At 62.8% G+C, this 25712-nt stretch carries 26 protein-coding genes; 7 read left to right on the top strand and 19 right to left on the bottom strand.

Annotation, left to right across the window (positions count from 1 at the left end; translation table 11 throughout):
• Positions 1-31: 31 nt before the first annotated feature.
• Together UW3_RS0109530 and UW3_RS0109525 are read right to left on the bottom strand one after the other, a co-directional pair.
• Positions 32-901 (bottom strand): LysR family transcriptional regulator, encoded by an 870-nt coding sequence (locus UW3_RS0109530; protein WP_010222149.1) that lies wholly within the window; start codon positions 899-901, stop codon positions 32-34.
• A gap of 7 nt (positions 902-908) precedes the next feature.
• On the bottom strand, positions 909-3173 hold the full coding sequence (locus UW3_RS0109525; RefSeq protein WP_010222148.1) for a heavy metal translocating P-type ATPase: 2265 nt from the start codon (positions 3171-3173) through the stop codon (positions 909-911).
• 82 nt (positions 3174-3255) lie between these two features.
• Between UW3_RS0109525 and cadR the strand changes: the two genes are divergently transcribed.
• Positions 3256-3699 (top strand): Cd(II)/Pb(II)-responsive transcriptional regulator, encoded by a 444-nt coding sequence (gene cadR / locus UW3_RS0109520; protein ID WP_010222147.1) that lies wholly within the window; start codon positions 3256-3258, stop codon positions 3697-3699.
• Between the two features lie 110 nt (positions 3700-3809).
• On the opposite strand, the gene UW3_RS0109515 is transcribed toward cadR, so the two are convergent.
• From UW3_RS0109515 to UW3_RS0109505, 3 genes are read right to left on the bottom strand one after another with little or no spacing between them, the layout of a single operon-like run.
• Complete coding sequence (locus tag UW3_RS0109515) at positions 3810-4781, bottom strand: thymidylate synthase (RefSeq protein WP_010222146.1); 972 nt, start codon at positions 4779-4781, stop codon at positions 3810-3812.
• Positions 4782-4828: 47 nt separating this feature from the next.
• Entirely contained in the window at positions 4829-5638 is an 810-nt protein-coding gene (gene lgt, locus UW3_RS0109510) for a prolipoprotein diacylglyceryl transferase (RefSeq protein WP_010222145.1), read from the bottom strand.
• 14 nt (positions 5639-5652) lie between these two features.
• Positions 5653-6435 carry a sulfite exporter TauE/SafE family protein gene (locus UW3_RS0109505; protein ID WP_010222143.1) on the bottom strand — a complete coding sequence of 261 codons (783 nt, stop codon included), beginning with the start codon at positions 6433-6435 and terminating at the stop codon, positions 5653-5655.
• Between the two features lie 130 nt (positions 6436-6565).
• Between UW3_RS0109505 and UW3_RS0109500 the strand changes: the two genes are divergently transcribed.
• Positions 6566-7312 (top strand): NRDE family protein, encoded by a 747-nt coding sequence (locus UW3_RS0109500; RefSeq protein ID WP_010222142.1) that lies wholly within the window; start codon positions 6566-6568, stop codon positions 7310-7312.
• Between the two features lie 96 nt (positions 7313-7408).
• On the opposite strand, the gene ptsP is transcribed toward UW3_RS0109500, so the two are convergent.
• On the bottom strand, positions 7409-9688 hold the full coding sequence (gene ptsP, locus UW3_RS0109495; protein WP_010222141.1) for a phosphoenolpyruvate--protein phosphotransferase: 2280 nt from the start codon (positions 9686-9688) through the stop codon (positions 7409-7411).
• Between the two features lie 22 nt (positions 9689-9710).
• Complete coding sequence (locus tag UW3_RS0109490) at positions 9711-10190, bottom strand: RNA pyrophosphohydrolase (protein WP_010222140.1); 480 nt, start codon at positions 10188-10190, stop codon at positions 9711-9713.
• A gap of 140 nt (positions 10191-10330) precedes the next feature.
• Between UW3_RS0109490 and UW3_RS0109485 the strand changes: the two genes are divergently transcribed.
• Complete coding sequence (locus UW3_RS0109485; RefSeq protein WP_010222139.1) at positions 10331-10987, top strand: histidinol-phosphatase; 657 nt, start codon at positions 10331-10333, stop codon at positions 10985-10987.
• A gap of 34 nt (positions 10988-11021) precedes the next feature.
• Here UW3_RS0109485 and UW3_RS0109480 read toward each other — a convergent pair whose 3' ends face one another.
• From UW3_RS0109480 to ilvA, 4 genes are read right to left on the bottom strand one after another with little or no spacing between them, the layout of a single operon-like run.
• The gene (locus tag UW3_RS0109480; protein ID WP_010222138.1) at positions 11022-11489 is read right to left on the bottom strand and encodes a DUF2269 family protein; all 468 of its coding nucleotides are present in this window, start codon (positions 11487-11489) and stop codon (positions 11022-11024) included.
• Complete coding sequence (locus UW3_RS0109475) at positions 11486-12742, bottom strand: SDR family oxidoreductase (RefSeq protein ID WP_010222136.1); 1257 nt, start codon at positions 12740-12742, stop codon at positions 11486-11488. Before UW3_RS0109475 ends, UW3_RS0109480 begins: the two co-directional genes overlap by 4 nt.
• Before the next feature lie 15 nt (positions 12743-12757).
• Entirely contained in the window at positions 12758-13186 is a 429-nt protein-coding gene (locus UW3_RS0109470; RefSeq protein WP_010222135.1) for a DUF2269 family protein, read from the bottom strand.
• Positions 13187-13227: 41 nt separating this feature from the next.
• On the bottom strand, positions 13228-14742 hold the full coding sequence (gene ilvA, locus UW3_RS0109465) for a threonine ammonia-lyase, biosynthetic (RefSeq protein ID WP_010222134.1): 1515 nt from the start codon (positions 14740-14742) through the stop codon (positions 13228-13230).
• 136 nt (positions 14743-14878) lie between these two features.
• Here ilvA and rpiA point away from each other — a divergent pair, with 136 nt between their 5' ends.
• The gene (gene rpiA, locus UW3_RS0109460) at positions 14879-15550 is read left to right on the top strand and encodes a ribose-5-phosphate isomerase RpiA (RefSeq protein WP_010222132.1); all 672 of its coding nucleotides are present in this window, start codon (positions 14879-14881) and stop codon (positions 15548-15550) included.
• A 92-nt stretch (positions 15551-15642) separates the two neighbouring features.
• Here rpiA and UW3_RS0109455 read toward each other — a convergent pair whose 3' ends face one another.
• The 4 genes from UW3_RS0109455 to UW3_RS0109440 all read right to left on the bottom strand — a co-directional run bounded on the left by UW3_RS0109455 (position 15643) and on the right by UW3_RS0109440 (position 19827).
• The gene (locus tag UW3_RS0109455; protein WP_010222131.1) at positions 15643-16554 is read right to left on the bottom strand and encodes an SdiA-regulated domain-containing protein; all 912 of its coding nucleotides are present in this window, start codon (positions 16552-16554) and stop codon (positions 15643-15645) included.
• A gap of 85 nt (positions 16555-16639) precedes the next feature.
• Positions 16640-17572 carry an SdiA-regulated domain-containing protein gene (locus UW3_RS0109450; protein WP_010222129.1) on the bottom strand — a complete coding sequence of 311 codons (933 nt, stop codon included), beginning with the start codon at positions 17570-17572 and terminating at the stop codon, positions 16640-16642.
• Positions 17573-17722: 150 nt separating this feature from the next.
• A complete protein-coding gene (locus UW3_RS0109445; RefSeq protein WP_010222128.1) occupies positions 17723-18388 on the bottom strand; it encodes a fumarylacetoacetate hydrolase family protein in 666 nt (221 codons plus the stop codon).
• A gap of 41 nt (positions 18389-18429) precedes the next feature.
• Positions 18430-19827 carry an FAD-binding oxidoreductase gene (locus UW3_RS0109440; RefSeq protein WP_010222126.1) on the bottom strand — a complete coding sequence of 466 codons (1398 nt, stop codon included), beginning with the start codon at positions 19825-19827 and terminating at the stop codon, positions 18430-18432.
• 172 nt (positions 19828-19999) lie between these two features.
• On the opposite strand from UW3_RS0109440, the gene serA reads away from it, so the two are divergent.
• On the top strand, positions 20000-21229 hold the full coding sequence (gene serA / locus UW3_RS0109435; protein ID WP_010222125.1) for a phosphoglycerate dehydrogenase: 1230 nt from the start codon (positions 20000-20002) through the stop codon (positions 21227-21229).
• A 56-nt stretch (positions 21230-21285) separates the two neighbouring features.
• Here the strand turns inward: serA and UW3_RS0109430 are convergent, their stop codons facing one another.
• Positions 21286-21762 (bottom strand): DUF4399 domain-containing protein, encoded by a 477-nt coding sequence (locus UW3_RS0109430; RefSeq protein ID WP_010222123.1) that lies wholly within the window; start codon positions 21760-21762, stop codon positions 21286-21288.
• Positions 21763-21987: 225 nt separating this feature from the next.
• Here UW3_RS0109430 and UW3_RS0109425 point away from each other — a divergent pair, with 225 nt between their 5' ends.
• Positions 21988-22758: a transporter substrate-binding domain-containing protein gene (locus UW3_RS0109425; protein WP_010222122.1), complete on the top strand. Its 771-nt coding sequence runs from the start codon at positions 21988-21990 to the stop codon at positions 22756-22758.
• 105 nt (positions 22759-22863) lie between these two features.
• Here UW3_RS0109425 and UW3_RS0109420 read toward each other — a convergent pair whose 3' ends face one another.
• Together UW3_RS0109420 and UW3_RS0109415 are read right to left on the bottom strand one after the other, a co-directional pair.
• Positions 22864-23346 (bottom strand): 2-thiouracil desulfurase family protein, encoded by a 483-nt coding sequence (locus UW3_RS0109420; RefSeq protein ID WP_010222121.1) that lies wholly within the window; start codon positions 23344-23346, stop codon positions 22864-22866.
• Position 23347: 1 nt separating this feature from the next.
• Positions 23348-23980: a 2OG-Fe(II) oxygenase gene (locus UW3_RS0109415; protein WP_010222120.1), complete on the bottom strand. Its 633-nt coding sequence runs from the start codon at positions 23978-23980 to the stop codon at positions 23348-23350.
• Positions 23981-24094: 114 nt separating this feature from the next.
• Between UW3_RS0109415 and UW3_RS0109410 the strand changes: the two genes are divergently transcribed.
• Positions 24095-24844, top strand: a complete 750-nt coding sequence (locus UW3_RS0109410; RefSeq protein WP_010222119.1) for a DUF2059 domain-containing protein — start codon at positions 24095-24097, stop codon at positions 24842-24844.
• On the opposite strand, the gene bipL is transcribed toward UW3_RS0109410, so the two are convergent.
• Positions 24845-25712, bottom strand: an 868-nt coding sequence (bipL, locus tag UW3_RS26745) for a phospholipase BipL (protein ID WP_010222118.1), incomplete at its 5' end; no start/stop codon positions are given.

Below are 25712 nucleotides of genomic sequence, written 5' to 3'. Positions count from 1 at the left end.
ACCCTGTGGGAGCTGGCTTGCCAGCGATTATCTATATCTCTACCGCCGCAACTTCCTGAGCCAACCCCAGAAACGCCGCCGGCAAGCGCGCCTGGCGCCGCTCCTTGAGGCAATACAGATACTCATGCATCACCGGCGCACCCTCCAGGCTCAGCACCCGCAGCTCGGGGTTATGCGGCACTTCATGGCGGGCAATGATGCTGATGCCGATATTGCGCAGCACCGCCTCGCGAATCGACTCGCGGCTGCCGATCTCCAGCAGCGACCCAACCTTCACCCCCGCCGCTTCCAGCATCTGTTCGGTCAGTTTGCGCGTGGTCGAACCCTGCTCACGCACCAACAGGCAATGCCCGGCCAGTGCCGACAACGGCAGCGACTCACGGCTGGCCAACACATGGTTACGATGCACCGCCACCACCAGCGGATCGGTACCCAGCACCCGCCGTACCAGGCGCGCATCCTCGACCAGTTGCGAAGACGCGGCCAGATCGACCCGATAGTCTTCGAGCAACTCCAGCACCTGCTGGGAGTTGCCGATCTCCACCGACACCTCCACCTGTGGCAGGCGCTCGCGGAAGATCTTCACCAGGTCGAGGATGTAATACGGCGCCGTGGCGGCGATGCGCAAACTGCCCTGGCCCTGGCCGCTGTTGCGCAGGAAGAACTCGATATCGGCTTCCTGCTGCAGCAGCGCCTTGACCATCGGCAACAGCCGCGTGCCGTCGTCACTGAGGGTCAGGCGCCGACCGCCGCGGTAGAACAGCTCCACCGCGTACTGGCTTTCCAGGTTGCGGATCTGCGTGGTTACCGTCGGTTGGCTGAGCCCGAGTTTCTTCGCCGCCAGGGTAATGCTGCCCAGGCGGGCAACCATGTAGAAGGCCTTCAACTCGGAACTCAACATACATCCTCTATTTACGCAGCAGGCGCAGGCCGTTGAAGACCACCAGCAAACTCACGCCCATGTCGGCGAACACCGCCATCCACATGGTTGCCATGCCAGCGAAGGTGACCGCCAGGAAGATCGCCTTGATCCCCAGGGCCAGGACGATGTTCTGGGTCAGGATCGCCGCACTCTGGCGCGAGAGCCTGACGAAGGCCGGGATTTTGCGCAAGTCATCATCCATCAGCGCCACGTCGGCGGTCTCGATGGCAGTGTCAGTACCGGCCGCAGCCATGGCAAAACCGATCTCGGCCCGGGCCAGGGCCGGCGCATCATTGATACCGTCGCCGACCATGCCGACCCGATGGCCCTGGGCGTACAGGTCTTCGATGGTCTTGAGCTTGTCGGCCGGCAGCAGGTTGCCATGGGCCTGGTCGATACCGACCTGGGCGGCAATGGCCTGGGCCGTGTGCGGATTGTCGCCGGTCAGCATGACAGTCTTGATACCCAGCTCATGCAGTTCGGCAATCGCCTCGCGGCTGCTGTCCTTGACCGTGTCGGCGACGGCGAACAGCGCCAGCGGGCCGGACTTGTCGAGCAGCAGCACGACGGTCTTGCCCTGGCGCTCGAGGGCATCGAGCCGGGCTTCGAGCTGCGCCGAGCACAGGCCCAGTTCTTCGACCAGGCGATGGTTGCCCAGGTGATACAGCTCGCCGTCGATTTCGCCGCGCACACCTCGGCCGGCCAGGGCTTCGAAGGCCGTCACCTCGCTCAGGGGCAGTTGCTGCTCTGTGGCGAACACGGCAATGGCACGGGAGACCGGGTGGTCGGAGCGGTCGGCGAGGCTTGCGGCCAGCGCCTGGGCACGGCCTTCGAACAACGGCTCAAGCACTTCATGGTCGGTTTGCACCGGCTTGCCATGGGTGATGGTGCCGGTCTTGTCCAGGGCCAGGAAGTCGAGCTTGCGCCCGCCTTCCAGGTACACCCCGCCCTTGACCAGGATGCCTTTGCGCGCCGCCGCAGCCAGGCCGCTGACAATGGTCACCGGGGTAGAAATCACCAGCGCACACGGGCACGCCACCACCAGCAATACCAGGGCGCGGTAGATCCAGTCGAACCAGGCGCCAGCCATGAACAGCGGCGGAATCACCGCTACCGCCAGGGCAAAGGCGAACACGGCCGGGGTGTAGATGCGCGAGAACTGGTCGACGAAGCGCTGGGTCGGCGCCCGCGCGCCCTGGGCTTCTTCCACGGCCTTGATGATCCGTGCCAGGGTCGATTGCCCGGCCGCCGCCGTGACCCGGTACTCCAGCGCACCGGCCTGGTTGATGGTACCGGCGAACACCTTGTCGCCCGGGCCCTTCTCTACCGGCAGGCTCTCGCCAGTGATCGGCGCCTGGTCGATACTTGACTGGCCGCTGACCACCTCGCCGTCCAGGCCGATGCGCTCGCCGGGACGCACCCGCACCAGCGCGCCCAGGGCGACCTGCTTGACGTCCAGCTCACGCCACTGGCCATCGGCGTCCTGCACGGTGGCGAGGTCCGGGCTCAACTGCATCAGGCCGCCAATAGCGTTACGCGCGCGGTCCAGCGAGCGTGCTTCGATCAGCTCGGCGACAGTGAAGAGGAACATGACCATGGCCGCTTCCGGCCACTGGCCGATCAACACCGCACCGGTCACGGCGATGCTCATCAGCGCGTTGATATTGAGGTTGCCGTTCTTCAGCGCGATCCAGCCCTTTTTGTAGGTACCCAGGCCGCAGCTGAGGATCGACACCAGGGCGACCAGGGCCACCACCCAGGAAGGCGCCAGCTCGGCGAAATGGATGGCCTCGGCGCCCAGCGCCGCCACACCGGCCAACGCCAGCGGCCACCAGTGCTTTTTCGCTGGCGCAGGTGTAGCGCCAGCTTCCTCGGTGGCATCGCTCAGCGGTTCAGCCTGCATGCCCAACGAGGCTACGGCCTGCTCGATGACGACAGTGTCGGCATGGGTATGGCGTACACCGAGGATGCGGTTGATCAGGTTGAATTCCAGCTGCTCGACCCCCGCCAGCTTGCCCAGCTTGTTCTGGATCAGCGTCTGCTCGGTCGGGCAATCCATGGCCTCGATGCGGAAACGGCTCAACCGCGCACCGGCGCTACTCGCCTCGCTCAGCTGCACCAGCGCCGGCGCGGCGTCGTGGGAACAGCAGCTGCTGTGGGCGTGCTCGGCATGCTCATGCTTGGCGTGATCATGGCTGTGCTCATGATCGTGGGGGGCTTTACCTGGGGTGTGGCTGACAGGCTGGTTCATGGGTTCATCCTTAAATGTCCTGTTGCCAAGTGAACACCCTGTAGCCACTATAGGGTCAAGCCACTTGTCGAGGTATTTGCAGATGAAGATCGGAGAACTGGCCAAGGCCACCGATTGCGCGGTGGAAACCATCCGTTATTACGAGCGGGAAAACCTGCTGCCGGAGCCGGCGCGCAGCGAGGGCAACTACCGGATGTACACCCAGGCCCACGTCGAGCGCCTGACCTTCATCCGCAACTGCCGCACCCTGGACATGACCCTGGAAGAAATCCGCAGCCTGCTGCACCTGCGCGACAGCCCGGAAGACCAGTGTGAAAGCGTCAACGCCCTGATCGACGAGCATATCCAGCACGTCAAGGCGCGTATCGACGGCCTGCAGGCCCTGCAGGCCCAACTGCTGGAACTGCGTCAGCACTGCCATCCCAAGGAGGTCCAGTGCTCGATCCTGCAGCATCTTGAGGTCAATGGCGCGGTAACGGCGCCAGAGGCGGAGCATTCGCATGTGGGCAGGAGCCACGGGCACTGATTGAGGTACCTGTAGGAGCGGGCTTGCCCCGCGAGGCGATGTGAAAGACAGATCGCTATCGCGGGGCAAGCCCGCTCCTACAGACAGCCCAGCCAGTTCAGTGGCAGAACTCAGACCGCCATCGGCGCCGTCATTGGCGCGTGGTGCTCGTAGCCTTCGAGGCTGAAGTCGCTCGGTTCGATCTTCTCCAGCCACTGCGGCTCGTACACGCCGGTCTTGGCGAATTCCGGCACGCGATCATTGATCACCAGCTTCGGCGCTGCCAGCGGCTCGCGCTTGAGCTGCTCGTTGAGCATGTCCAGGTGGTTCTCGTAGACGTGCGCATCACCAATGAAATAGGTGAACCAGCGCGGCGTGTAGCCAGTCAGGCGGCCCATCAGCGACAGTAAGGCAGCGCCTTCGGTGAGGTTGAACGGCGTGCCCAGGCCCAGGTCGTTGGAACGGATGTAGAGGGTCAGGGAAATTTCCCTGGTCTCGACATTCGGGTGGAACTGGTACAGCAGGTGGCACGGCGGCAGGGCCATCTCGTCGAGCTGGGCGCAGTTCCAGCCGTGGAACAGGATGCGGCGGCTGCCCGGGTCGTTGTGGATGGTGTCGATGCACTGGCGGATCTGGTCGATGGCCTTGTACAGCACGACGAAGGCTTCACCGTCTTCCTCGGCCTGGGCGATCTGCTGGAAGCCCTGGCTCCGGGCCAGCTCGATGGCGGCCGGGTTGCTCAGCGGGATGCGCTTGTAAGCCGGCCACTGGCGCCATTGCACGCCGTAGATCTCGCCGAGGTCGTCATGGCCCTGGCGGAACGGGTTGGCCAGCCACTGGGCGTTTTCGTTGGCGTTCTGGTCCCAGACCTTGCAGCCCAGCTCGCGAAACTCGCCAGCGTTCTTCACGCCGCGCAGGAAACCGACCATCTCGCCGATCGCCGACTTGAACGCCAGCTTGCGGGTGGTGATGGCCGGAAAGCCCTTCTGCAGGTCGAAGCGCAGCATGGCGCCCGGCAGGCTGATGGTGCGGATGCCGGTACGGTTACCCTGCAGGGTGCCGTTTTCGATCACGTCACGGACCAGATCTAGATACTGTTTCATGGCTTACCTGTAGCTAGGACGGCAGGGGATCGCCCTGCCGTGGAAATTCAAACGGCGGCCTTGGCCGTGGGTTTGCGGTTATAGGCCCACCAGATCAGGCCGATGCCGCCGAGGATCATCGGCACGCAAAGCAACTGCCCCATGGTCAACCAGCCAAAGGCAAGGTAGCCAAGCTGGGCGTCGGGTACCCGCACGAATTCGACGATGAAGCGGAAAATTCCGTAGAACAGCGCGAACATGCCGGAAACTGCCATGGTCGGACGCGGTTTGCGCGAGTACAGCCAGAGAATCAGGAATAATGCCACACCTTCCAGGGCGAACTGGTACAGCTGCGACGGGTGACGTGGCAGCTGGGCCGGGTCGCTGAACGGCGGGAAGACCATGGCCCACGGCACGTCGGTGGCCTTGCCCCACAGCTCGGCATTGATGAAGTTGCCGATACGCCCGGCGCCCAGGCCAATCGGCACCAGTGGCGCGACGAAGTCCATCAGCTCGAAGAACGACTTGTTGTTGCGCTTGCCGAACCACAAGGCCGCCAGCATCACGCCGATGAAGCCGCCGTGGAACGACATGCCGCCCTTCCATACCTCGAAGATCAAAGTCGGGTTGGCCAGATAGGCGTGCAGGTCATAGAACAGCACGTAGCCCAGGCGACCACCGACAATCACCCCCATCGACAGCCAGAACACCAGGTCGGAGAGCTTCTCGCGGCTCCAGGTCGGGTCAAAGCGGTTGAGGCGACGCGAGGCCAGCAGCCAGGCGCCGCCGATGCCGACCAGATACATCAGGCCGTACCAATGGATTTTCAGCGGACCCAGGACCACGGCCACTGGATCGATCTGCGGGTAAGGCAGCATGGTGACTCCTCTCGTTAAAGCAAAAAGCTCAAGCCGACGCAGAACAGCAGCGTGGCAAACAGCCGTTTGAGCAAGCGTGGCGACAGTTTATGCGCCAGGCGCGCGCCGAAGCGGGCGAAAAACATGCTGGTCAGGGCAATGCCCAGCAGCGCCGGCAGGTACACGAAGCCCAGGCTGTGCGCCGGCAGATGCGGGTCATGCCAGCCCAGCCAGATGAAACTCAGGGCACTGGCCACGGCAATCGGGAAACCACAGGCCGACGAAGTCGCCACCGCCTGCTGCATGGGCAGGCTGCGCCAGGTCAGGAACGGCACGGTCAACGAGCCGCCGCCAATGCCGAAGATTGCCGAGGCCCAGCCGATCACGCTACCCGCAACCGTCAGCCCGGGCTTGCCGGGGATGCCGCGGCTGGCCTTGGGCTTGAGGTCCAGGGCCATCTGCACGGCGATCACCAGGGCGAACACGCCAATGATCTTTTGCAGCATCGGGCCCTGGATCGCCGAGGCGGTTTTGGCGCCGATACCGGCGCCGATCAGTATCCCAAGGGTCATCCAGACGAAGATCGGCCACTGCACCGCGCCCTTGCGGTGGTGCTCGCGAATGGCATTGACCGAGGTAAAGACAATGGTCGCCAGCGAAGTCCCCACCGCCAGGTGGGTCAGCACCGAAGCGTCGAAGCCTTGCACAGTGAAACTGAGCACCAGCACCGGCACGATGATGATGCCACCACCAACGCCGAACAGCCCGGCCAGCACGCCTGCGCAGGCGCCCAGCGCCAGATAGAGCACGAATTCCATTGCCGCCCCCCGTAAATTCAGTCCGGCATGGTAACGGAAGGTAGGCCTGCGGCTCTAGTGAAGACACATTAAGTCGATGGATCGCCTCGGACGCTATGGGTAGAGTGGGCAAAAACACAGAGGCCCACCTATGTGCCTGATCGTTTTTGCCTGGCGGCCGGGGCATGCCCAGCCGCTGATCGTCGCGGCCAACCGTGATGAGTTCTACGCCCGCCCCAGCCGTGTGCTGGGGGCCTGGGAGGATGCGCCCGGGGTTTACGCCGGGCGCGACCTGGAAGCCGGCGGCACCTGGCTGGGTGTCGGGCCCAATGGCCGCTTTGCGGCGCTGACCAATATCCGCGACCCGCATCAGCCCCAGGGCGCCCGGTCGCGGGGCGAGCTGGTGGCGGCGTTCCTGCGAGGTGAGCTGGGGGTCGAGGCTTATCTGGATCAGGTCGCCAGCCGTAGCCAGCAGTATTCGGGCTTCAACCTGCTGGTCGCCGATAACGCACAACTGGGTTACCTGAATGCCCGACAACCTACGCCGCAGGTGCTGGGCGAAGGGGTTTACGGCGTGTCCAATGCCGGGCTGGATACGCCCTGGCCGAAGCTGCTCAAGGCGCGGGCGGGGTTGCAGCAGCACCTGGCCGATCCGCAGCCCGAGCGCTTGCTGGAGCTGCTTGGGGATAACTTGCCGGCGGCGGACAGCGAGCTGCCGGAGACCGGCGTGGGGTTGGGGACCGAGCGGTTGCTGTCGAGCGTGTTTATCGCCAGCCAGAACTACGGGACGCGGGCCAGTACGGTGCTGATTGTCGAGGCGGATGGTCGGCGGCGGTTGCTGGAGCGCAGTTTTGGGCCGCTTGGCGGGCATCTGGGGGAGGTGTGTTTGCAGGTCTGACGCTATCGCTGGCAAGCCAGCTCCCACAGGGTCGGTGAATGCAGGTCCATTGTGGGAGCTGGCTTGCCAGCGATGGGCTGCAAAGCAGCCCTAAAATCACAAGGCCTTGCCCACCCCGGGCCCGATCATCCGCGCCAGGCCCAGGTTCTTCAGGGCCAGCTGCAACGAACTGTGGATAACTTGCGGGTTGTCGATGCTCATGGCCTGGGCCAACAGCTCCTTGGACTTGCTCAGGCTGACCTGACGCAGCATCCACTTCACCTTGGGCAGGTTGGTGGCGTTCATCGACAGGCTGTCGAAGCCCATGGCCATCAACAGTACCGCTGCCGCCGGGTCACCGGCCATTTCACCGCAGATGCTCACCGGCTTGCCTTCGGCGTGGGCGTCGCGCACCACGTTCTGCAGGGCCTGGAGCACCGCCGGGTGCAGGTAGTCATAGAGGTCGGCGACGCGCGGGTTGTTGCGGTCCACCGCCAGCAAATACTGGGTCAGGTCGTTGGAGCCGACCGACAGGAAATCCACCTGGCGTGCCAGCTCGCGGGTTTGGTACACCGCAGCGGGAATCTCAACCATCACTCCCACCGGCGGCATCGGCACGTCGGTGCCTTCGTCGCGCACTTCGCCCCAGGCCCGATGGATCAGGTGCAGGGCTTCTTCGAGTTCGTGGATACCGGAAATCATCGGCAGCAGGATGCGCAGGTTGTTCAGGCCTTCGCTGGCCTTGAGCATCGCGCGGGTCTGCACCAGGAAGATTTCCGGGTGGTCGAGGGTGACGCGAATACCGCGCCAGCCGAGGAACGGGTTGTCTTCCTTGATCGGGAAGTACGACAGCGCCTTGTCACCGCCGATATCCAAGCTGCGCATGGTTACCGGCAGCGGGTGGAAGGCCGCCAGTTGCTCGCGGTAGATCGCCAGCTGCTCTTTTTCACTGGGGAAACGCTGGTTGATCATGAACGGTACTTCGGTACGGTACAGGCCGACACCTTCGGCGCCACGTTGCTGGGCGCGGGCGACATCGGCGAGCAGCCCGGTGTTGACCCACAGCGGCATGCGGTGGCCATCGAGGGTTACGCAAGGCAGTTCGCGCAGGGCGTCGAGGCCCTGGGCCAGCTGGCGCTCTTCTTCGACCACTTCGGCGTACTGCTTGCGCAGCACTTCGCTGGGGTTGGTGTAGACCTCGCCCTTGTAGCCATCGACGATCATGTCGATGCCGTCGACCTTGGAGTACGGCAGGTCAACCAGGCCCATGACGGTCGGGATGCCCATGGCCCGGGCCAGGATAGCGACGTGGGAGTTGCCTGAGCCCAGTACCGAGACCAGGCCGAGCAGCTTGCCTTCCGGCACCTCGCCGAGCATCGCCGGAGTCAGTTCTTCACTGATCAGAATGGTGTTGTCGGGATAGACCAACGACAGCTGACGGGCCTCCTGCAGGTAGGCCAGCAGTCGCCGGCCCAGATCCTTCACGTCGGAAGCCCTCTCGCGCAGGTAGGCATCGTCCATCAGCTCGAAGCGATTGACGTGCTCGCCGACCACCTGGCGCAGCGCGCCCTGGGCCCACTGGCCGGTCTTGATCACCTGCACCACTTCACCGCCCAGGGCCGCGTCTTCGAGCATCATCAGGTAGACGTCGAACAGCGCGCGCTCTTCCGGGCGCAATTGGGTGGCGAGCTTGGCGGAGAGGTTGCGCATGTCTTCGCGCACCCCTTCCAGGGCGTTGTTGAACAGAAGCAGCTCGGCGTCGATGTCATCGACGGTCTTGTCCGGCACCACGTCGAGGTCGGCCGGCGGCAGCATGACCACCGCCTTGCCCACCGCAGCGCCGGGTGAACCGGGTACGCCGACGAACTTGGCCTCCTGGATACCCTTGCCCTGACGGCCCAGGCCGCGGATCGAGCCGGTGGCCTCGGCGTGGGCGATAACCCCGGCGAGCTGCGCGCTCATGGTCACCAGGAAGGCTTCTTCGCCTTCATCGAACTGACGGCGCTCCTTTTGCTGGATGACCAACACCCCGACCACGCGGCGGTGGTGGATGATCGGTGCACCGAGGAAGGAGGCAAAACGCTCCTCGCCGGTTTCGGCGAAGTAGCGATAACGCGGGTGATCGGCGGCGTTTTCCAGGTTCAGCGGCTCTTCCCGGGTACCGACCAGGCCGACCAGGCCTTCGTTGGGGGCCATGCTGACCTTGCCGATCGAGCGCTTGTTCAAGCCCTCGGTGGCCATCAGCACGAAGCGGTTGGTCTCGGGATCGAGCAGGTAGACGGAGCAGACCTGACTGCCCATGGCCTCTTTTACGCGCAACACAATGATCCCCAACGCCGTCTTGAGATCCTTGGCGGAGTTAACTTCCTGGACGATCTTGCGCAGCGTATTGAGCATGGCTCGGGGTCGAACTCCGTCGTCAGTCGCGCGCCAGCAGGCGCGGGGCAAGCTCTTTGAGAGCGCGGCGGTAAACCTCGCGCTTGAATGTCACCACCTGGCCCAGCGGATACCAATAGCTGACCCAGCGCCAGCCGTCGAACTCCGGTTTACCGGTCAAGTCCATCCGCACCCGCTGCTCGTTGGAGACCAGGCGCAACAGGAACCATTTCTGTTTCTGGCCGATGCACAGCGGTTGGCTGTGGGTACGGACCAGGCGTTGGGGTAAACGATAACGCAACCAGCCACGGGTGCAGGCAAGAATTTCAACATCATCTCGCTCCAGCCCCACTTCTTCATTCAGCTCGCGGTACAGGGCATCTTCCGGCGTTTCCTCGGGGTTGATACCTCCCTGGGGAAACTGCCAGGCATCCTGGTTGATCCGTCGAGCCCATAGCACCTGCCCAAGATCATTCGTCAGAATGATCCCGACATTGGGGCGAAAACCATCGGGGTCGATCACGGCAGCAACCTCGCAAACGCATGTCACGGCATTGTTCCACAAAGGTCACGAAGCCAGCAACGCGCCTGTTTACCTTATGTGCACCGTTGTGAAAAGTCCGTATTCTGTGGGACTTTTCAGATGTTATGCGAGTGACTTAAATGCGCCTGGCTTTATTCGATCTGGACAATACGCTCCTTGGTGGCGACAGCGACCACGCCTGGGGGGATTACCTGTGCGAACGCGGCATTCTCGACCCGGTCGAGTACCAGAACCGCAACGACGCTTTCTATCAGGACTACCTGGCCGGCAAGCTGGACCTCAGTGCCTACCTGAACTTCAGCCTGGAAATCCTCGCGACCACGGAAATCGCCCAGCTCGACGAATGGCATCGCGATTTCATGCGCGATTGCGTCGAGCCGATCATCCTGCCCAAGGCGCTGGCCCTGCTGAAGAAGCATCGGGATGCCGGTGACAAGCTGGTGATCATCACCGCCACCAACCGTTTCATCACCGGCCCGATCGCCAAACGCCTGGGCGTTCAGACCCTGCTGGCCACCGAATGCGAAATGGTCGACGGTCGTTTCAGCGGCCGCAGTACCGATATACCGTGCTTCCGTGAAGGCAAGGTGACGCGCCTGAACCGCTGGCTGCTGGAGAACGGCTATAGCCTGGATGACAGCTACTTCTACAGCGACTCGATGAACGACCTGCCACTGCTGGAAAAGGTCACAAACCCGGTGGCGGTCGACCCCGACCCGAACCTGCGTGCCGAAGCCCAGAAGCGCGGCTGGCCAGTGATCAGCCTGCGCGATTGATGCGTGAGTGGCCGCTGCCTCCCCGGCAGCGGCCTCAGCTTGGCTTGGCGACCATCATGTAGAAAATCACCATGAACGCCAGGAACGCCGGCCAGCCCAGGCCAAACCACCAGCGCATGTAGCTGGCCGCCTTCATCGGCATCGCCACACCGTCGCGCAAGGCCTGCTCGGCCAACCTGTGCACGCGAATCTGCAGCCACACCACCGGCAGCCAGCAGATGCCGGCAAACACGTACAAGCCAAAGCTCCACATCAGCCAGCTCTGGTGCGGCGGCCACCCGGCCAGCAACACCAGGCCGATGCCGCTCAATGGCTGGAACACCGCAGTGGTCGCGGTAAATGCCCAGTCGGCGAACACCAGGTGCTTGAAGGTCGTCGCGATTACCTCGACCTTGCCGGTACGCCAGGCGCGCAGGGCATAGTAGGCCGAACCGGCACCGAGGCCGAACAGAACGGTAGAAGACAGGATGTGCAGGGTTTTGAGCAGCAGGTAAGCACTCATCGACGCGGTTCAGTCCATAGAAGCCAAAGGGTAGCCACCATCATCACCAGGTTCTTGGCGACGGCAGCGTAGGGGTCAAACCAGTAATGCGGCAGCACCACGCTGATGATCAGCGTGTAGCCGAGCATCAACAGCAGTTGCGCCTGCAGCGCCCGGCGTCGCCAACGGCGCAGCAGCAGGCCGATGCCGAGGACGAAATCGCACAGTGAGCCGGCAATTACCGCCAGGGTTGCCGCAAAGCCTTGCAAACCGGCTTCGGCAAGAATACGCAGGCCCCAGTCATGGCCAGGGCCAAGGCTGACCACGGCAGTGCCCAGCCAGATCAGCACCAACACCGCCAGCATTAGCGGTCGTAACGCCAGCTGGCTGCTCTGGGCGGCGCTCGGCCAGGTTGCCAACCGCGAGGCCAGCGGCGCGCAGCGATAACCGCAGTGCCCGGCGAGGATATCGGGGTCGGCGCAATTGTCGCGCCGGGCCATGCGCAGGCTCTGGCTGTTCAATGCCCGCCAGCCGAGGCGATCGCCAAGCCAGACCGCAGGCCGAGCGAGCATTGACGGCACTTCAAGGTAGCGGGCTGGCGCCCAGCCCTGTGCCGCACGCAGGCTATCCAATACTTGGGCCAAGGTCATTTGCTGCGGGCCGACCAACGGCACGACGCAGGGCTGCGCCGGCCACTGTCGCATCAGCGCCAGCACCGCCGCACTCAGGTCGTCGATGTGCAAGGGTTGCAACTGCGCCTTGAGGCCCAGCAACGCAATCATTGGCCAGGGTGACAAGCGCGCCAGCCACTGGCTGCTGGTGCCGCCGGCCCCGAGCAGCAGCGACGGGCGCAGCACCACGGCCGGAATGCCCAGCCCCAACAGGTAATCGTCTGCACGCGCCTTGCTGGCCAAAAAGGGCACATCCGCCTGTTCACCGGCGCCCAGCGCAGAAATCTGCAAAACCCGCACGCCACGCTGCGCCGCCAGGTCGAACAGCGCCCGGGTGCCAATGTCCTGGGTTCGCGACAGCTGGCCTTCCTGGGTGCTGAGCACACCGGCGGCATTGATCAGCAGGTCGATACCGGCAGGAAGCGCATAGGCCGTTGGCTCCAGCGCCAGCCGGTCGAGGTCGAGAATTTGCCAAGTAACCCCGGGCAGCGACGCTGGCTGCGCATGGCGGCTGGTCGCGAAAACCTGATGGCCAGCCATGTGCAAGGCCTGCAGAAGATGGCGGCCAACGAACCCCGTGGCCCCCACCAGTAACACCTTCATGACGATCCTTATCGTTTAAACCGGCTTGGCACCCATCAGCCCGGCGATGGCGATAAAACACACACCGCTGAACACTGCCAGCGCCAGGGTGAGCTTCGGGCTGCCCACGGCCGCTGCGGTACGCAGGCGATTGACCCGCACCAGCAGCCAGAACCAGCTGAACGCACCGACGGTGTAGATCACGCTGGAACCCAGCACCCAGGTCTGGCCCAACGGCCAGCCGATCAGGTGTACCAGCCACCAGCCGGTGAACGGCATGCTTACCAGGCAAATGCCCATCAACAGCCAGACAAACACCAGCGGCCGAGCCATCAGCCGCGTGTGGGCACTGGCATCACCCTTGCGGCGCGCGATAAAGGTCCAGATCGCCAGCCCCAATGCGCTGCCCAGCAGCAACACGGTGGCCAGGATGTGGGCGGTTTTCAGGGTCGTCAGCAGTTCCATTTCTTTTATCTTCCTCAGGCATTGCCCAAAAGCGTAGACGCTCAGCCCAGGAACAGCCGGTACGCCGGGTTATCGGTTTCGTCCCAGTACGGGTAGCCGATCTTGGCCAGCGCCGCCGGCACCAGATGGCGCTCATCATCCGGCACCTGCAGGCCGGCGACCACGCGACCATCGGCCGCGCCGTGGTTGCGGTAGTGGAACATCGAGATGTTCCAGCGCCCACCCAACTTGTTGAGGAAGTTGAACAGCGCACCCGGGCGTTCGGGAAACTCGAAACGCAACACCAGCTCATCGCTGACCCGCGCCGCATGGCCGCCGACCATATGGCGGATGTGCAGCTTGGCCAGTTCGTTATCGGTCAGGTCGAGGACCGGGAAGCCTTGCTCGGTCAGGCTCTGGATCAGCGCACTGCGCGGGTCGGTATCCGGATGGGTCTGCACACCGACGAAGATGTGCGCCTCGCCGTCGGCATGGTAGCGGTAGTTGAATTCGGTGATCTGGCGCTTGCCCACCGCCTCGCAGAAGGCCTTGAAGCTGCCGGGCCGCTCGGGGATGGTCACGGCGATGATGGCTTCACGGCCCTCCCCCAGTTCGGCACGCTCGGCGACATGGCGCAGGCGGTCGAAGTTGACGTTGGCGCCGGAATCGATGGCGACCAGGGTCTGCCCGGTCACCCCGTTGAGTTCGACGTACTTCTTGATCCCGGCAACGCCCAAGGCGCCGGCAGGTTCGGTGATCGAGCGGGTATCGTCGTAGATATCCTTGATTGCCGCGCAGATCTCGTCGGTACTGACGGTGATCACGTCATCGACATACTGCTTGCAGATGTCGAAGGTGTGCTGACCGATCTGCGCCACTGCCACACCGTCGGCAAACAGCCCGACCTGCGGCAGTACCACACGCTCACCCGCTGTCATGGCGGCCTGCAGGCAGTTGGAGTCGTCCGGCTCGACGCCGATCACCTTGATCTGCGGGCGCAGGTACTTCACGTAGGCCGCGATGCCGGCAATCAGGCCGCCGCCGCCAACCGGAACGAAGATCGCATCCAGCTGCCCCGGGTGCTGACGGAGGATCTCCATGGCCACGGTGCCCTGCCCGGCGATGGTGAGCGGATCGTCATAGGGGTGGATGTAGACGAAGCCTTTCTCGTCCACCAGCTTCAGCGAGTACGCCAGCGCTTCCGGGAACGTATCACCATGCAGCACCACCTTGCCGCCGCGCGAACGCACGCCTTCGACCTTGATCTCGGGGGTGGTCTTGGGCATCACGATGGTGGCCTTGATCCCCAGCTCACGGGCCGCCAGGGCCACGCCCTGGGCATGGTTGCCGGCCGATGCGGTGACCACGCCACGGGCCAGTTCTTCAGCACTGAGCTGGGCCAGTTTGTTGTAGGCACCGCGAATCTTGAACGAGAACACCGGCTGCAAGTCTTCACGCTTGAGCAGGATGTTGTTGCCCAGGCGCTTGCTCAGCTGGCCGGCGGTCTGCAACGGGGTTTCGACGGCAACGTCGTAAACGCGCGAGGTGAGGATCTTCTTGACGTACTGTTCGAGCATCGGGAAAGCATCACTGAGCGGTTGGGCGAGGTTTGCGAGTCTACCCCAGCGCCCTGTCGGGCGACCACAGCAAGCCAGGGGTTTTAGCCGCTATACTACGCGCCTTCACGATACTCCTCCCCGCTTCGGAGCCCGCATGACCCAGGACCAACTCAAACAAGCTGTCGCCCAGGCCGCTGTCGATTTCATTCTGCCCAAGCTCGACGACAAGAGCATCGTCGGCGTCGGCACCGGTTCGACCGCCAACTGCTTCATCGACGCCCTGGCCAAGCACAAGACCGCCTTCGACGGCGCCGTGGCCAGCTCCGAAGCGACCGCTGCACGCCTGAAAGGTCATGGTATTCCGGTGTATGAGCTGAACACCGTCAGCGACCTGGAGTTCTACGTTGATGGTGCCGACGAAAGCGACGAACACCTGAACCTGATCAAGGGCGGTGGCGCGGCCCTGACCCGCGAGAAAATCGTTGCCGCCGTGGCCAAGACCTTCATCTGCATCGCCGACGCCAGCAAGCTGGTGCCGGTACTGGGCGCCTTCCCGTTGCCGGTCGAAGTGATTCCAATGGCCCGCAGCCACGTGGCGCGCCAGCTGGTCAAGCTGGGGGGCGACCCGGTGTACCGCGAGGGTGTGCTGACCGATAACGGCAACATCATTCTCGATGTGCACAACCTGCAGATCACCAACCCGGTCGAGCTGGAAAGCCAGATCAATGCGATTGTCGGCGTGGTCACCAATGGCCTGTTCGCGGCGCGGCCGGCGGATCTGCTGTTGCTGGGGACTTCGGAAGGGGTCAAGAGCCTCAAGGCCTGAGGTGTCTGATTCAGGGCGGCTTTGCAGCCTATCGCTGGCAAGCCAGCTCCCACAGGTTCTGCTTGTGGGAGCTGGCTTGCCAGCGATGAAGCTTACTCGGCCGGCTTCTTGAACACGTAAAACAGGTTCGGCTCGCTGACCAGGTAAATGGTCCCGGCATCGTCCATGGCGATACCTTCGGCCTGCGGCACGCTCTGCTTCAGGCCCTGAAAGCCCTTGCGCAACGACAAGGTGCTCAGCGGCTTGCCCTGCACATCCAGCTCCAGCACCAGCTGCGATTCATCCGACAGCGCCAGCAAGTGGCCGCTGCGCTCATCGAACTGCAAGCTCGACAGGTCACGCACAAACAACCGCGAATCACGCTTCTGGTCCTGCACCACATGCACCGCATACGGTTGCTCGGGGTTGTCATGGGGGAAGCCATGCACCTCGTAGATCAGCATCGGGTCGCGCTCCTTGGCCACGAACAGGCGCTTGCCGGCCGAGTCGTAGGCCAGGCCTTCAAAGCCTTTGTTGCCATTGAGGCCGATACCCAGGGTCAGTTGTTCGGCATCCTTGGCATCGAGAAAGGGCGTGTTGTCGTTCAGGCGCACGCGAATCAGACGCTGCTCGCGCTCGTCGGTGATCACGTAGCTGTTGGGGCCGACGTACTCCACCGCCTCCGGGTCGCCAAAGCCGGTCAGCGGCACCCGGCGCAGGATACGCCCGTCCAGTGACAGCTCGATCAGCTCGGAGCGCTTGTTGGTCACGGTAAACAGGCTGTTGCGGTCGGGGTCGAAGGTCAGCGCCGAGATGTCGTCGTCCAGGCCTTCGACAGGTTGAGCCTCCAGCACCACCTGGTACTGGTCCAGGCCAATGCTCTGCTCGAACGGCTGCCACCAGGTCTTGAGGTTGAACCAGCCGCGCTCGAACAGGCGGTACTGCTGCCCGGCCGCGGTGACCAGAAGCAAGCCGAGCAGGCTCAAAACCAGGAAAATCAGGGGCAGGCGAATGTAGCGACGCATTCAGGTGGACTCAGTCAGTGACAGCCTGAATCTTCCCACACTCAACTGAAGTGAAACTTAATCCTGAAGTAGGAAAAGTCTGAAATCAGGGCTTGTTAAAACGATAGAACAGGTTCGGCTCACTGACGATGTACAGCGTGCCTTTGTCGTCCATCGCCACGCCTTCGGCTCGCGGGATACGCTTGTTCAAGCCATTGAAACCGCCCAGCAGGGTCATGAAGCTGACCTGCTCGCCCTTCTCGTTCAGCTCCAGCAGCATGTTCGAGTCAGCGGACAGCACCAGCAGGTGCCCGGTACGCGGATCGACGCCCAGGGCCGAGAGGTTGCGCAGGTCCAGCTCGTCGCTTGGCAGCGGCTGCTTGTCGCCAGTCAGTGGGCTATGGCCGTCGCTGCTCCAGGTGAACAAGGCCGGCGGCCGCTCTTCACCAAGGATGATGCGCTGCTGCATAGGGTCCCAGGCCACGGCTTCGAAGGCTTTGTTCTGGTTTTCCGAAGGGCCGAGGTCGTATTGCGGGAAATCGGCGATGTTCAGCGATTGGGTGTCGGCATTAAGGGTGACGATGGTCATCTTGTGAGCGCGCTCGTCGACAATCGCCAGGCGCCCGCCCTCCAGCACTGCAACCCCTTCAGGATTGCTCCAGCCCACCAGCGGCATTTTGCGCAGCACGTCGCCTTCAAGGGTCAGCTCAACCAGGAAGGGATTCTTGCCCATGACGGCGAACAAGGTTTTGCTCACCGGGTTGTAGGACAGGTCAGAAGCTTCATCATCCTCCATGCCCGGCAGCACCTTGGCATCGATATTGACCTGGTAATCCGGCAACCAGATGCTGGCCTGCTGCTCGACCTTGCTTTCGAAACGCTCCTGCAACCAGAGCAAGCCACGGTCATCCCAATGCATGGCAATCGCCACGCCGTAGCCGATGATTGCCGCGGCTGCCGCCCAGGTGGACCAGCGCAAGGCCAGGCCACGTTTGCGCGCAGGCGGCACGGAATTGCTCGAAGGTAGGGGAGTGGCCATGAAGTTTTGCTCTTTTTGCCAGTTGATATCACGTAACCGGCGCGTTCGCAGAGCCAGGTCCGCACGCATTATCCGGATCGGTTGTGAAAAAAATGGCAAAACCGACAAGCCGCATGGCAGCCGACAATACTGGCTGCCATGCCAACATGGTTAAAGCACCTGGCTTTCGAAACGGCTGACGCCTGGCAGCTCCACCACCAGCTTGTCGCCCGGATTGAGCGGGCCAACCCCGACCGGGGTACCGGTGAGAATCACATCACCGGCCATCAGCGAGAATTGCGTGGCCATGTGCTGGATCATCGGCACGATCGGGTTGAGCATCAGTGCGCTGTTGCCGTCCTGGCGCACTTCGCCGTTGAGGGTCAGGCGGATGCCAATGTCGGTCAGGTCTTCAAAGGCGCTGACCGGTACGAACGGCGGCAACACGCAGGCGCCATCGAAGCACTTGGAGCGCTCCCACGGCAGGCCTTTTTCCTTCAGTTGTGCCTGCAGATCGCGCAGCGTCAGGTCCAGGGCCGGGGCGAAGCCGGAGATAGCGTCGAGCACTTCTTCTACGGTCGGGTTGGTAGACAGCGACTTGCCGAGCAACACGGCAATTTCTGTCTCGTAATGCACCGAACCGCGTTCAGTCGGGATCTTGAAGCCGCTGTCGAGCGGCACCACACAACTGCCCGGCTTGATGAACAACAGGGGTTCGGTCGGGATCGGGTTATCCAGCTCTTGGGCGTGCTCGGCATAGTTGCGCCCGATGCACACCACCTTGCCCAGGGGAAAGTGAATACGCGTGCCGTCTACATACTGGTGCTGATAGCTCATTGCCGACTCCTGGCGCTATTGGATGCTCTTGTGCCTGTGGCTTACTCGACAGCGAAGATCTTGCCCGGGTTCATGATCCCGTTGGGGTCGAACGCCGCCTTCACTGCTTTCATGTATTCGATCTCAGCCGGCGAGCGACTGTAGGTCAAGTAATCGCGCTTGGTCATGCCCACGCCGTGCTCGGCAGAGATCGAGCCGTTGTACTTCTCGACGGTCTCGAACACCCACTTGTTCACCGTCGCGCACTTGGCAAAGAATTCGTCCTTGCTCAGGTTCTGCGGCTTGAGGATGTTCAGGTGCAGGTTGCCGTCGCCGATATGGCCGTACCAGACCACTTCGAAATCCGGGTAGTTATCCGCGACGATCGCGTCAATATCCTTGAGAAACGCCGGCACTTTCGACACGGTCACCGAAATATCGTTCTTGTACGGGGTCCAGTGCGAGATGGTTTCGGAGATGAACTCGCGCAGCTTCCACAGGTTCTGCAACTGCTGTTCGCTCTGGCTCATGACTCCGTCCAGCACCCAACCCTGCTCCACGCAGTGCTCGAACGTGGCCAGGGCGTCATTGGCCACCTCCTCGTTGCTGGCTTCGAACTCCAGCAATACATAGAACGGACAGTCGGTCGCGAACGGCGCCGGCACGTCGCCGCGGCCCATGATCTTGGCCAGGGCCTTGTCGGAGAAGAACTCGAAGGCGGTCAGGTCGAGCCTGGCACGAAACGCGTGCAGCACCGGCATGATCGAGTCGAAGTCCGGCGTACCGAGGACCATGGCCGTGAGATTGTTCGGCGCCCGGTCCAGGCGCATGGTGGCCTCGACCACAAAACCCAGGGTGCCCTCGGCGCCAATGAACAGCTGACGCAGGTCGTAGCCGGTGGCGTTCTTGATCAGGTCCTTGTTCAGCTCGAGCACGTCGCCCTTGCCGGTGACGACCTTGAGGCCGGCGACCCAATTGCGGGTCATGCCGTAGCGAATAACCTTGATTCCGCCGGCATTGGTGCCGATATTGCCGCCAATCTGACTGGAACCTGCCGAAGCGAAGTCCACCGGGTAATACAACCCCTTTGCTTCGGCGAAATCCTGCAACTGCTGGGTAATCACCCCCGGCTGACAGACCACCGAGCGGTCGAATTCGTTGAAATCGAGAATCTGGTTCATGTAGTCGAAAGCCACGACCACTTCGCCATTAGCCGCTACCGCCGCTGCCGACAGCCCGGTTCGGCCGCCCGACGGCACCAGGGCGACCTTGTGCTGATTGGCCCAGCGGACAATAGCCTGAACCTGCTCGATGCTCTTGGGGAAGACGATGGCCGAAGGCGCCGGCGCGAAGTGCTTGGTCCAGTCCTTGCCGTAAGCGTCAAGGGAGGCCGCGTCGGTCAGCACCTTACCGGGCTCTACCAGAGTCATCAGTTCATCAATCAGCGCAAGATCGGTCATCGATAGAACTCTCGAACTATTCATAGTCACCCTGAGCACACTTCACGTCCCAGGGATGGGCGTATCGGGGGGTACTCATGCTAGCATACGCCCCCCGCTGATCGTGCTTCAGGCCGATGCTGCGAGAGCTTCACTTCCCTGCCATTTTTCTCCGGGACACAGGTTTACGCAGATGAGCAAGACTTCTCTCGATAAGAGCAAGATCAAGTTCCTTCTTCTCGAAGGCGTCCACCAATCCGCCGTGGACGTCCTCAAGGCCGCCGGGTATACCAGCATCGAGTACCTCACCGGTTCTCTGCCCGACGCTGAGTTGAAAGAAAAGATCGCTGATGCCCACTTCATCGGCATCCGCTCGCGCACTCAACTGACCGAAGAGGTTTTCGACTGCGCCAAGAAACTGGTCGCTGTCGGCTGTTTCTGCATCGGTACCAACCAGGTTGACCTGAACGCCGCTCGTGAGCGCGGTATCGCCGTGTTCAACGCGCCGTACTCCAATACCCGTTCGGTGGCCGAACTGGTGCTGGCCGAAGCGATCCTGCTGCTGCGCGGCATCCCCGAGAAAAACGCTTCCTGCCACCGTGGTGGCTGGATCAAGAGCGCGGCCAACTCCTTCGAGATCCGTGGCAAGAAGCTGGGCATCGTCGGCTACGGCTCGATCGGTACCCAACTGTCGGTCCTGGCCGAAGGCCTGGGCATGCAGGTGTTCTTCTTCGACCCGCTGACCAAGCTGCCATTGGGCAACGCTACCCAGGTCACCAGCCTGCACGAGCTGCTGGGCCTGGCCGACATCGTCTCGCTGCACGTGCCTGAGCTGCCATCCACCCAATGGATGATCGGCGAGAAAGAAATCCGTGCGATGAAGAAGGGCTCGATCCTGATCAACGCCGCCCGCGGTACCGTGGTCGAGCTGGATCACCTGGCTGCGGCCATCAAGGACAAGCACCTGATCGGCGCCGCCATCGACGTGTTCCCGGTCGAGCCACGCTCCAACGACGAGCAGTTCGAAAGCCCGCTGCGCGGCCTGGACAACGTGATCCTGACCCCGCACATCGGCGGTTCCACCGCTGAAGCCCAGGCCAACATCGGTCTGGAAGTGGCCGAGAAGCTGGTCAAGTACAGCGACAACGGTACTTCCGTGTCGTCGGTCAACTTCCCTGAAGTGGCCCTGCCGGCGCACCCGGGCAAGCACCGTCTGCTGCACATCCACGAAAACATTCCGGGTGTACTCAGCGAAATCAACAAAGTGTTCGCCGAAAACGGGATCAACATCTCCGGTCAGTTCCTGCAGACCAACGAGAAAGTCGGTTACGTGGTTATCGACGTTGACGCCGAGTACTCGGACCTGGCGCAAGAAAAACTGCAACAGATCAAGGGCACCATCCGTTCCCGCGTTCTGTTCTAAGTTTTCCGTGCGACAAAAAAGGGAGGCCGTGATGGCCTCCCTTTTTTATGCCCGCCTTACTTGACGGTAACGGTGATCTTCTTCGACTCGACACTCGGCTTGAACGGCACGTGGAACTTGTCGCCCAGCACCAGTTGCAGGGTGTGCTGGCCCGGGGTCAGGGTCAGTTGGACTTCGGTCTGCGCCTTGCCGAAGTGCAGCACTTGCGGGCCCGCCGGCAGCGGTGCGTTGTTTTCCGGCAGCAGGCTGGTTGGCAGCACCTGGTCGGCCGCAGGCTGCTTGTCGACATCCACCAGCAAGTGGTGGTGGCCGGTATGCGGAGTAGCATCACCTGCCGGTTTGAGCTCCATGCCCTCGATGCCGAACTTGACGGTGAAGGTCTTGTCGACCGTAGCGCCATCGGCCGGGGAAACGATGAAGACCTTGGCGTCTTTTGGCGGCTCCTGGCTTTTCAGGCCATCGGCGGCCGCGGCAAAGGCCGAGACACCCATCAGCAATCCGGCGACGGCTGCACGCGAAAATAGGCTTTTCATTCACTTCTCCTGTGTTTTACTTCAATAACGTTTGCCACTGAACGAACGGCAACGGTGGATTACCATAGTCCAAATGCGTCAAAACATGTTTAACAACGGGAGAGAAAAAATTTCGCCGCCGGTTAAACATCCTCCACCTGACGTGGTCCTAAGTTGTGCTCGACCGTGACAACAACAGAAAGTCGCGGCGACTCGATTTCACTGCCAAGCATTCAAGGGGCTTAAATGCGTTTTGCCATTGGGGTACTACTTGCCACCCTCCTCAGCCCATGGGCACAGGCCGAGCTGATCGACGACGTCAATGACCGCGGCGAACTGCGCATTGCCGTAGAAGCCAACATGGCGCCGTTCAACTTCAAGGACAAGGACGAGAAACTGAGCGGTTTTGAAGTCGAACTTGGGCAATTGCTGGCCAATGAGCTTGATCTGCGCGCCGACTTTGTCGTGGTTGAATCCAAGGATTTGCTGGCAGGTGTTGAAAGCGGTAGCTACGACATCGCAATCAACCACGTCGCCGCCACCCCGGAACTCAAGGAGCGCCTGGATTTCAGCGAACCCTACGCCTACTCCAGCGCCCAGTTGATTGTACGCAAGGAGGAAAAACGCCCGCTGAGCACCCTTCAAGCCCTCAAGGGCCATAGCCTGGGCGTCGTTCAGGGCAGCCAGTTCGCTGAGCAGGCGCGAGTGGTTGAAGGCGTGGACCTGCGCAGCTACCCGGATGCATCGCAGCCAATCAAGGATGTGGCCAACGACCAGATCGATGCCGCCATCAGCGACCGTTTGCTGGTGCCTTATGCCATTCGCGACAGCCAGCAGCCCGTAAGCAAAGGCGCCACGGTCGGCCCGATTCTGAGCCTGGCGATTCCGTTCCAGAAGGGTAACCCCGCGTTCCAGAGCGCTGTGGATAACGCCCTGCAACGAATCAAGGCCGATGGCCGGCTGAGCGAGTTGTCGCAGAAGTGGTTCGGGATGGATGCGAGCAAGCCGCCGAAGTAATCGATTGGGGCTGCTTTGCAGCCCATCGCTGGCAAGCCAGCGCCCACAGATACTGTAAGCACTGGACCTTGTGGGAGCTGGCTTGCCAGCGATGAGGCCTGCAGATCAAAGTTGCTTTAACGCCAACTCCGCCGCCTCAAGCTCCAGCTCACTGAACACCTGTAGCCCTTCGCGGCGCAGCAGCGCCGTGGTCACGCCCTCGCCCGCCACTTTGGTGCCGCTGAACGTTCCGTCATAAGTCAGCGCATTGCCGCACGACGGGCTGCCGGACTTGAGCACGGCAATCCGGATGCCATGGCGGCGCACCAGCGCCAGCGCCAACTGCGCCCCGGCCAGGAACTGCGCACTGACATCCTCGCCCGTGACCGTCAGTACCTGTTCATCACCCTCAAGCACCGCCGCCCCCTGCCCACCGGGGATCTCTGCCGGCGGCCGTGGCGTTGGCAAGCCGCCCGCCACTTCAGGGCACAATGGCACCACACGCCCTTCGGCCTGCCACTGCTGGAGCAAATCCGGATGGCCACTGGCGCGCCCGTCATAGCGCACCGGCTGGCCGAGCAGGCAAGCACTGACCAGGACCTTGTGCATCTCAGAACGGCTCGTTGCCACGGCGGCGGAACCAGCCGGTAAGCGACAGGCGATCGCGCCGAGCCGGCAGCACCTCATGGGGGACTTCGCCGGACAGGAACACCACCAGGCACCCACCGATCGGCTGCACGTCATGCTCGACGTCGCCCCTGAGGGTCATGCGCAACTGACCACCGTGTTCGGGCTGCCAGCCCTCGTTGAGGTAGATCACTGCCGAGACCATGCGCCGGTCGTCATCGCGAAAGCGGTCGACGTGCTTGCGATAGAAAGCACCAGGCGGATACAGGGCGAAATGGCACTCGAAGTCCTCAAGGCCGAGGAACAAGCCGCGATTAAGGGCTACGCGCAGGCTGTTCATAAGCTCGAGGTAGTGGTCACAAGGCTCGGCCTGGCCGGGTTCCAGCCACTGGATATGGTCGCCACGGATGCCCTCGCGGACCTCCTGGGCAACGCCCCGGCCCACGGCTGCTGGCGCAAGCTCGCCCTCGGCGGCGCGTTTGCGGCACTCGGCCGCCAGCGCCAGGGTCAGCGGCTCTGGAAGAAAGGTATCTTGCTGCGACCAGCCACGGGTGGCCAGGTCGTCGACGATGCGCAACAGCAGGGGGTCATCAGGGGATATGTGCATGTCGCGCATAGTATCGATCTGCCGCGAAATCCGACAGCGCCACTTGGCCGAGAGTGTGCAATGGCTTCTCGACAAAGCCCCGCCATGGCAAGGACAATAGCGCCCTGCCGACAGGAGTCCTGAATGCGCCGTTTGTTTTTACTGCTGATGATGATCTGCACCACGCCTGTCTGGGCAGACAGCCTCGACCAACTCTACAAGGTCGCCGGCTGGCCCGAGCAGCGCGCCCACTTTACCGATGCCCTCGATGCCGCCCAGCAGCGCTATCGCAGCAGCCTGCCGCCTGCGGTTTACCAGGCACTGGTCAACAACAGCAATCAGCGCTTCCAGGCCCAGGCCGTGGACAAACGCGCTGAGGCCCAGTTGCGCGCCAACCTCAGCGACCCTGCCCCGGCCCTGGCCTTTTTCCAGTCGCCGCTGGGGCGCAAGATCGTCGCCGCCGAACTGCTTGCCACCCGTCGCGATCAGTTGGCCAAGAACGCCAAGGGCTTGCCCAAGGTCCAGGCCAGCGACAACCGTCTGCTGATCATCGGCCACCTGGCCCAGGCCCTGCCTGCCCGTGAAGCCGGCGCCGAAGTGAGCCTGGCAATCGCCGGGGTCGCCGCCGACAGCCTTAGCCAGATGATCCCCGGCCTGCTCGGTGGCGGCCAGGCCCAGGGCCTGCTCGACGGCCAGCGCCAGCGCCTGATGGAGCAGATCGGCAGCGAGCTGAACAACACCCTGCTGTACGTCTACCGCGACCTGTCCGATGCCGAGCTGGAAGCGTTCGCCACCTTTGCCGAGTCAGCCGAGGGCAAGGCTTACTACAAGGCAGCCCTGGCGGCGATTCGCGCCGGCCTTGCGGTTGGCCAGGACACCTCGCAACTGCAGTGATCAGCCCAGGCGCTGGTCGATGAAATCAAAGTAGCGCGCGCGGATCGCTGGCAGTTCGTTGGCCAGGTGATGCCGCGCTTCGGGAATCATCAGGATCCGCGGCGCGGCGAATTTCTCCCCCAGCACCTTGAGGTTGTACGGCCAGTCGACGGTCATGTCCGACTCGCCCTGGATGATCAGCGGCTGGCGCGGGCTGACCGGCGCCGCTTCAATGCGCTTGACCCAATCGAGCAACGCCCCCACCCAGGCCGTCGGCAAGCACCGTGGTTGCAACGGGTCGGCCAGCAGGAACGGCAGGAAGGTCGGGTCGTTGCTGTTCTCGCTGAAGCGCCGCTCGATGCCGTTGACGAAAGGCCTGAGCACCCGGTAGCTGAACTTCGACCAGCGCCACGCACGTGGCCGTACCAGCGGCGCGAGCAGGATCACCTCGCCCTGGGCCGGGCTCTCGGCACCGCGATGCAGCAGGTGGTCGACGACGATCGCGCCACCGGTGCTCTGCCCAAACAGATGCCAGGGCTGCGGCAGGTTCAAGCCGCGCGCCTGCTCGAACAGCGCTTGCAGCACCTGCTGATAGGCACTGAAATCATCGATGCTGGCCCGCTCGCCACTGGACAGCCCGTGCCCCGGCAGGTCGCAGGAGATCACCGCATACTGCTGATCCAGCGCCCAATCGATGACATGCCGGTACAGGCCCATGTGGTCATAAAAGCCGTGCAGCAAAATCAGGGTCGCCACTGGCGCTGCCGGCAGCCACACCTGGCCGACCACCTCGAAACCGGCGACGTCGAAGCGTCCCAGCCAGATCTGCGGCACGGCGTCACGAGCGGGCAGGTCCAAGCCATAAAAGCGCTGATAGGCCTGGGCCTGC

It is taken from the genome of Pseudomonas donghuensis, assembly GCF_000259195.1.
Classification (GTDB): domain Bacteria; phylum Pseudomonadota; class Gammaproteobacteria; order Pseudomonadales; family Pseudomonadaceae; genus Aquipseudomonas; species Aquipseudomonas donghuensis.
This window is presented reverse-complemented; position numbering and strand designations above follow the sequence as displayed.

What these genes read in the sequence shown, in the direction of transcription:
- UW3_RS0109530 (WP_010222149.1), bottom strand. Translation starts at nt 901, where the DNA reads ATGTTGAGTTCCGAGTTGAAGGCCTTCTACATGGTTGCCCGCCTGGGC.
- UW3_RS0109525 (WP_010222148.1), bottom strand. Translation starts at nt 3,173, where the DNA reads ATGAACCAGCCTGTCAGCCACACCCCAGGTAAAGCCCCCCACGATCAT.
- cadR (WP_010222147.1), top strand. Translation starts at nt 3,256, where the DNA reads ATGAAGATCGGAGAACTGGCCAAGGCCACCGATTGCGCGGTGGAAACC.
- UW3_RS0109515 (WP_010222146.1), bottom strand. Translation starts at nt 4,781, where the DNA reads ATGAAACAGTATCTAGATCTGGTCCGTGACGTGATCGAAAACGGCACC.
- lgt (WP_010222145.1), bottom strand. Translation starts at nt 5,638, where the DNA reads ATGCTGCCTTACCCGCAGATCGATCCAGTGGCCGTGGTCCTGGGTCCG.
- UW3_RS0109505 (WP_010222143.1), bottom strand. Translation starts at nt 6,435, where the DNA reads ATGGAATTCGTGCTCTATCTGGCGCTGGGCGCCTGCGCAGGCGTGCTG.
- UW3_RS0109500 (WP_010222142.1), top strand. Translation starts at nt 6,566, where the DNA reads ATGTGCCTGATCGTTTTTGCCTGGCGGCCGGGGCATGCCCAGCCGCTG.
- ptsP (WP_010222141.1), bottom strand. Translation starts at nt 9,688, where the DNA reads ATGCTCAATACGCTGCGCAAGATCGTCCAGGAAGTTAACTCCGCCAAG.
- UW3_RS0109485 (WP_010222139.1), top strand. Translation starts at nt 10,331, where the DNA reads ATGCGCCTGGCTTTATTCGATCTGGACAATACGCTCCTTGGTGGCGAC.
- UW3_RS0109480 (WP_010222138.1), bottom strand. Translation starts at nt 11,489, where the DNA reads ATGAGTGCTTACCTGCTGCTCAAAACCCTGCACATCCTGTCTTCTACC.
- UW3_RS0109475 (WP_010222136.1), bottom strand. Translation starts at nt 12,742, where the DNA reads ATGAAGGTGTTACTGGTGGGGGCCACGGGGTTCGTTGGCCGCCATCTT.
- UW3_RS0109470 (WP_010222135.1), bottom strand. Translation starts at nt 13,186, where the DNA reads ATGGAACTGCTGACGACCCTGAAAACCGCCCACATCCTGGCCACCGTG.
- ilvA (WP_010222134.1), bottom strand. Translation starts at nt 14,742, where the DNA reads ATGCTCGAACAGTACGTCAAGAAGATCCTCACCTCGCGCGTTTACGAC.
- rpiA (WP_010222132.1), top strand. Translation starts at nt 14,879, where the DNA reads ATGACCCAGGACCAACTCAAACAAGCTGTCGCCCAGGCCGCTGTCGAT.
- UW3_RS0109455 (WP_010222131.1), bottom strand. Translation starts at nt 16,554, where the DNA reads ATGCGTCGCTACATTCGCCTGCCCCTGATTTTCCTGGTTTTGAGCCTG.
- UW3_RS0109450 (WP_010222129.1), bottom strand. Translation starts at nt 17,572, where the DNA reads ATGGCCACTCCCCTACCTTCGAGCAATTCCGTGCCGCCTGCGCGCAAA.
- UW3_RS0109445 (WP_010222128.1), bottom strand. Translation starts at nt 18,388, where the DNA reads ATGAGCTATCAGCACCAGTATGTAGACGGCACGCGTATTCACTTTCCC.
- UW3_RS0109440 (WP_010222126.1), bottom strand. Translation starts at nt 19,827, where the DNA reads ATGACCGATCTTGCGCTGATTGATGAACTGATGACTCTGGTAGAGCCC.
- serA (WP_010222125.1), top strand. Translation starts at nt 20,000, where the DNA reads ATGAGCAAGACTTCTCTCGATAAGAGCAAGATCAAGTTCCTTCTTCTC.
- UW3_RS0109430 (WP_010222123.1), bottom strand. Translation starts at nt 21,762, where the DNA reads ATGAAAAGCCTATTTTCGCGTGCAGCCGTCGCCGGATTGCTGATGGGT.
- UW3_RS0109425 (WP_010222122.1), top strand. Translation starts at nt 21,988, where the DNA reads ATGCGTTTTGCCATTGGGGTACTACTTGCCACCCTCCTCAGCCCATGG.
- UW3_RS0109420 (WP_010222121.1), bottom strand. Translation starts at nt 23,346, where the DNA reads ATGCACAAGGTCCTGGTCAGTGCTTGCCTGCTCGGCCAGCCGGTGCGC.
- UW3_RS0109415 (WP_010222120.1), bottom strand. Translation starts at nt 23,980, where the DNA reads ATGCGCGACATGCACATATCCCCTGATGACCCCCTGCTGTTGCGCATC.
- UW3_RS0109410 (WP_010222119.1), top strand. Translation starts at nt 24,095, where the DNA reads ATGCGCCGTTTGTTTTTACTGCTGATGATGATCTGCACCACGCCTGTC.